Here is a 4,052-nt window from a genome sequence, read left to right as displayed (position 1 = left end):
GACGAGGACGCAGTCCGGCAGACGGGCGCGGGCGCGCACCTCCTCCGCCCGCGCGCCGAGCACCACGTGCACCCGTGTGCAGCCGCCCGCGCGCAGGACCCCCGCCGCGTGTTCCACCAGCGGACGGCCCCGGTGGGTGAGCAGTGCCTTGGGCCGCCCGCCGAGCCGCCGCCCGCCGCCCGCGGCGAGCAGCAGTCCCACGACCTCCGTGGTGGTGTCCCCGCCCCTGTGATGTGTCGTCATGCGTCCTGCATACCGCACCCGTCGCGGGGTGGCGGGGCGGCGCGGGGCGGATGTCCGGGGCCGCATCGTCACGCTGCGGAGCAACTCGATGACGCAGCGGACTGGCGCGAGGGGGCCGGGGTGGCGTTTACTGGCGCGACCGGTCGGCGGGGCGCCGCGGCCGGTCGGGGAGGCGCACAACGACGTGCCAGGGGGAGGACCGTGTCGCACAGCGTGGAGCAGAGGCGTGTGCCCGGCAGTCAGGTGGACCCACGGGTGGCGGAGCTGCGCTCCGCCGTGTCCCGGTTACGCCGTCAACTTGCCGCTCATCCCGGGGACTTCCGGGACCGGAGCATCGCGGAGGAGGAACTCGCCGCACTGGCCGGGATGGCCGCCGCCGGCGATCCCGAGATCCCCCGGCTGCGCCGCTCCCTGCTGCTGATCGCGGGCGCGATCGGCTCGGTGAGCGCGCTGGGGCAGGGCGTGCGGGAACTGCGCGAGGCGGTGGACCTGTTCGGCCCGTCGCCACGCGGCTGACGCACGCCCCGGTCAGCCCGTGGGGCCGGTGCCCGGCGTGGTGAGCGCCTCGGAGAGTTCCGCCGCGACCTGCTGGAGCACCGGCACGATCTTCTCCGTCGCCGACTCGGTGACCCGCCCCGCCGGGCCCGAGATGGAGATCGCCGCCGCCGTGGGGGAGTCCGGCACCGGTACGGCGAGGCAGCGGACGCCGATCTCCTGCTCGTTGTCGTCCATCGCGTAGCCCAGGCGGCGCACGTCCTCCAGCGCGGCGAGGAAGCCGTCCGGCGTGGTGATGGTCCTGTCCGTCGCGGCGGGCATGCCGGTGCGGCCGAGCAGGGCCCGTACCTCCTCCGGCGGGAAGCCGGCCAGCAGGGCCTTGCCCACGCCCGTGGAGTGCGGCAGGACGCGCCGGCCGACCTCGGTGAACATCCGCATGGAGTGCTTCGACGGCACCTGCGCCACGTACACGATCTCGTCCCCGTCGAGCAGCGCCATGTTCGCCGTCTCGCCGGTCTCCTCCACCAGGCGGGCCAGGTACGGCCGCGCCCAGGTGCCCAGCAGCCGGGAGGCGGACTCGCCGAGCCGGATCAGCCGCGGGCCCAGCGCGTAGCGGCGGTTGGGCTGCTGGCGTACGTAGCCGCAGGCGACGAGCGTGCGCATCAGGCGGTGGATGGTCGGCAGGGGCAGCCCGCTGCTCGCGGACAGCTCGCTCAGGCCGACCTCACCGCCCGCGTCCGCCATCCGTTCGAGCAGGTCGAAGGCGCGCTCGAGGGACTGCACGCCGCCACTGGCGGCGGACCGGGCGGAGTCGTTGGTGCTGGCGCTGGACGTCGGCACGGCGCGTTCCTTTCGAGGCCTGGCAGGAGGGGCAGAAGCCTACCCGGCAGCCGGTCGATCGCCCGCTTGTGCGGAACCACGTTCTGCTTTACGAAAGTCTAATTTCACTTTGTGGAATCGTCCAGAGGTGGCCGCCGGCCCGGACCGCACGGGAGGCAGGCCCTTGACGGGCCGGAAGCGCGGGTGAAGACTCCTTCAACAGAACGTTGAATTCCATCCCGGCGGAAGATCAGGAGGATCCGGGTGCCCGACGCCGAACAGGTGCTGCGCTCCACGCGCGTCATCACTCCCGAGGGGACGCGCGCCGCGTCCGTCACGGTCGCCGACGGCACGATCACGGCCGTCCTGCCGTACGACGCACCCGTCCCGGAAGGCGCCCGCCTGGAGGACCTCGGCGACGACGTCCTGCTGCCCGGCCTGGTCGACACCCACGTGCACGTCAACGACCCCGGACGCACCGAGTGGGAGGGCTTCTGGACCGCCACCCGCGCGGCGGCGGCCGGCGGCATCACCACGCTGATCGACATGCCGCTCAACTCCCTCCCGCCCACCACCACCGTCGACCACCTGCGCACCAAACGGCGGGTCGCCGCCGACAAGGCCCACGTCGACGTCGGCTTCTGGGGCGGTGCCCTGCCGGACAACGTCGAGGACCTGCGCCCGCTGCACGAGGCCGGCGTCTTCGGCTTCAAGGCCTTCCTGTCACCCTCCGGCGTGGACGAGTTCCCGCACCTGGACCAGGAGCGGCTGGCCCGCTCCCTCGCCGAGGTCGCCGCCTTCGACGGCCTGCTGATCGTGCACGCCGAGGACCCGCACCACCTGGCCGCCGCCCCGCGGCACGGCGGCCCGAAGTACGCCGACTTCCTCGCCTCCCGCCCGCGCGACGCCGAGGACACCGCCATCGCGCACCTCGTCGATCAGGCGAAACGTCTGGGCGCACGCGTGCACGTGCTCCACCTCTCCTCGGGCGACGCGCTCCCCGTGATCGCCGCGGCCAAGGCGGACGGCGTACGCGTCACCGTCGAGACCTGCCCCCACTACCTCACCCTCACCGCAGAGGAAGTCCCGGACGGTGCCAGCGAGTTCAAGTGCTGCCCGCCCATCCGCGAGGCCGCCAACCAGGACCTGCTCTGGCAGGCCCTGGCGGACGGCACCATCGACTGCGTCGTCACCGACCACTCCCCGTCCACCGCCGACCTCAAGACGGACGACTTCTCGACCGCCTGGGGCGGCATCTCCGGCCTCCAGCTCAGCCTGCCGGCCGTCTGGACCGAGGCCCGCGGACGCGGCCACGGGCTGGAGGACGTGGTGCGCTGGATGTCGACGCGCACGGCGGCGCTCGTCGGACTCGACGCGCGCAAGGGCGCCATCGCGCCCGGCCGCGACGCCGACTTCGCCGTCCTCGCCCCCGAGGAGACCTTCACCGTCGACCCGGCTGCGCTCCAGCACCGCAACCGTGTGACGGCGTACGCGGGCAGAACCCTGTACGGCGTCGTGAAGTCCACCTGGCTGCGCGGCAGGCGCGTCGTCGCCGACGGCGCGTTCACCGAACCGAAGGGCCGACTGCTCACCCGTTCCCACTGACACCGACTCCCGAAAGGCAGGACCAGATCACCGTGACGGCGATCGAGAGCTTCACCGGCGACGCGCACCCCTACAGCGGCGGTGACCCGTACGCGGACTACCGCACCGCCGACTTCCCCTTCACCCACCACGTCGACCTCGCCGACCGCCGGCTCGGCGCCGGGGTCATCGCCGCCAACGACGAGTTCTTCGCCCAGCGCGAGAACCTCCTGCTGCCCGGACGCGCCGAGTTCGACCCCGGGCACTTCGGGCACAAGGGCAAGATCATGGACGGCTGGGAGACCCGGCGCCGGCGCGGCACCTCCGCCGAACACCCCTGGCCGGCGGAGGAGGACCACGACTGGGCGCTGATCCGGCTCGGAGCCCCCGGAGTCGTCCGCGGGATCGTCGTGGACACCGCCCACTTCCGCGGCAACCACCCGCAGGCCGTGTCCGTCGAGGGCACGTCGGTGGAGGGCTCCCCGTCCCCGGAGGAGCTGCTCTCGGACGACGTGAAGTGGACGACGCTCGTCCCGCGCACCCCGGTCGGCGGCCACGCGGCCAACGGCTTCGCCGTCACGGACGAACAGCGCTTCACCCACCTGCGCCTCAAGCAGCACCCCGACGGGGGCATCGCCCGGCTGCGCGTGTACGGCGAGGTCGTGCCCGATCCGGCGTGGCTGGCGGCACTCGGCACCTTCGACGTCGTCGCGCTGGAGAACGGCGGCCGGGTCGAGGACGCCTCGGACCGCTTCTACTCACCGGCCGCCAACACCATCCGGCCCGGCCGCTCCCGGAAGATGGACGACGGCTGGGAGACCCGCCGCCGCCGCGACCGGGGCCACGACTGGATCCGCTACCGCCTGGTCGCCCGGTCGCGGATCCGCGCCCTGGAGATCGACACGGCGTAC

Annotated in this window: 5 protein-coding genes; 3 read left to right on the top strand and 2 right to left on the bottom strand. The window is 73.3% G+C overall.

The features are described 5' to 3' along the window. A partial coding sequence (locus B7767_RS29115) for an NTP transferase domain-containing protein (protein WP_179167335.1) occupies positions 1-243 on the bottom strand: 243 nt, incomplete at its 3' end. 228 nt (positions 244-471) lie between these two features. Between B7767_RS29115 and B7767_RS29110 the strand changes: the two genes are divergently transcribed. Continuing rightward, entirely contained in the window at positions 472-759 is a 288-nt protein-coding gene (locus B7767_RS29110; protein WP_373408247.1) for a DUF5955 family protein, read from the top strand. Between the two features lie 12 nt (positions 760-771). Here B7767_RS29110 and B7767_RS29105 read toward each other — a convergent pair whose 3' ends face one another. Then, the gene (locus tag B7767_RS29105; RefSeq protein ID WP_085574764.1) at positions 772-1,578 is read right to left on the bottom strand and encodes an IclR family transcriptional regulator; all 807 of its coding nucleotides are present in this window, start codon (positions 1,576-1,578) and stop codon (positions 772-774) included. A 243-nt stretch (positions 1,579-1,821) separates the two neighbouring features. Here B7767_RS29105 and allB point away from each other — a divergent pair, with 243 nt between their 5' ends. Both allB and alc read left to right on the top strand, forming a co-directional pair. Then, on the top strand, positions 1,822-3,162 hold the full coding sequence (allB, locus tag B7767_RS29100; RefSeq protein WP_085574763.1) for an allantoinase AllB: 1,341 nt from the start codon (positions 1,822-1,824) through the stop codon (positions 3,160-3,162). 32 nt (positions 3,163-3,194) lie between these two features. Continuing rightward, positions 3,195-4,052 (top strand): allantoicase (gene alc, locus B7767_RS29095; protein WP_085574762.1); only part of this gene is annotated, 858 nt, incomplete at its 3' end.

Source organism: Streptomyces sp. 13-12-16 (assembly GCF_002114215.1).
Lineage (GTDB): Bacteria > Actinomycetota > Actinomycetes > Streptomycetales > Streptomycetaceae > Streptomyces.
This window is presented reverse-complemented; position numbering and strand designations above follow the sequence as displayed.